The sequence below is a fragment of the Streptomyces sp. NPDC001156 genome, from assembly GCF_053598275.1.
The window spans coordinates 1-1359 of record NZ_JBSFJX010000540.1; the positions used below are offsets into that span (position 1 = coordinate 1).

Annotated in this window: 2 protein-coding genes; both read right to left on the reverse strand. The window is 71.2% G+C overall.

Translation table 11 applies throughout. The annotated features are described in order from the left end of the window. Nucleotides 1-102: 102 nt before the first annotated feature. Nucleotides 103-942, reverse strand: coding sequence for a transposase family protein (locus tag ACWDA7_RS52950; RefSeq protein WP_450615391.1), 840 nt, complete (start codon nucleotides 940-942; stop codon nucleotides 103-105). Between the two features lie 64 nt (nucleotides 943-1006). Beyond that, nucleotides 1007-1359: hypothetical protein (locus tag ACWDA7_RS52955; RefSeq protein ID WP_450615393.1), on the reverse strand; the 353-nt coding region annotated here is incomplete at its 5' end.

The window sequence follows — 1359 nt, forward strand, 5'->3', positions numbered from 1 at the left end:
GAGTGGTGTGCATCGTGAAGTAGCAGGTCGCGGGGCTGGTGTGCGTCGGCTCCGGGGTACTCATGCTGGTGACGGGCGGGTGACTTCGGTGGAGATCGTCGGTCAGCGGGCGACTTCCCGGTTCGTGAGGACCAGCAGGGCCCGCACCAGCGCGGTCGCCCACTTCGGGTCGGTGCGGACCTTGCCGAGGACGCGCCAGTTCTTCAGGTGCGCGAAGCCGTGCTCGACCGGGGCCCGGACCGCGGCCAGCGCCCTATTCGACAGCTTCTGGCCCCTGGTCAGGGGCTTGTTGCGGGCGGCCTTGTAGCCGGTGATCACCGCCGGATCGGCGTCCAGGCCGCTGTCGTCGAGGCCGACGAAGCCCAGGTCGGCGATCGCGCCGAGGCCGGCCGCGCGCAGGTGGGCCGTCAGTCCGTCGTGGCGGCAGGCGGTGATCTCCGAGGTGCGTCCGGGCCTCACCGCGCTCACCCAGACCAGGCGGCCCTTGTCGTCGGTGAGCGCGATCACGAGCAGGCCATGGCACTTGTGCTTGCCGGAGTAGTTCTTCCGGTTCTCGGTCCCGGTGCGGCGGCGGGTGCGGATCAGAGAGCCGTCCAGCAGTACCACCCCGCCACCCGATCGGGCGATCTTCTTCAGGGCGCGGTCCAGGCGCGGGGCGCGGGCGGCCAGCAGGCCGACGACTTCCCGCACCCACCGTGACACCGTGGTGCGATGCACCCCGTTCCCGCCGGCCAGGTCGCCGGGCCGCTGGTCACAGCGCAGCACCGCCAGCACGATGCCGGCGATCTTCCCCGCGGGCAGGGCCCGCCACCTGGATCCGACCTTCTTCAGGTGGCTGCGGATGAGGTCGGCGAGCCAGTTCAAGGTGGCGCTCGACAGCGGCAGGCGGGCGGTGTAGACAAGACCGTCGGGGCCCTCGGCGAGACCGTTGTTTTTCTTCACACCAAACTCAACTGCCGCCGAGGGCCCTCCAGTTACGCCACTGTGGCATGCAGGGCCGGGACGGTTACAGGCGAGCGGTGAACTTCCCGTCGCCCAGTTTGCGCAGCCAGCCGCGGTCCGCGAGCTTGACCAACTTCGCCCGCAGCGGCTCCAACTTCCCCCGCACCTCCACTTGAAGGCCCAACTCCTCGCCCACCGTCCGCACCTGCACCGGACCGCCGACGGCCCGCACGATCTCCAGGATCCGGCGGTAGTCGCCGGGCAGTGCGGTCTCGTCCGGGCTGTCGCCGCGGTGCGGGACCAGCAGCACCGCCCGCCCGCCGACCTGCGCCGACGCCGGCGCGACGGCAGCCCGTTCCCCGGCGATCTGCTCGCTCATCCTTGCCAGAACCCGCTCGGCGACCGCGAGTTCGTCCC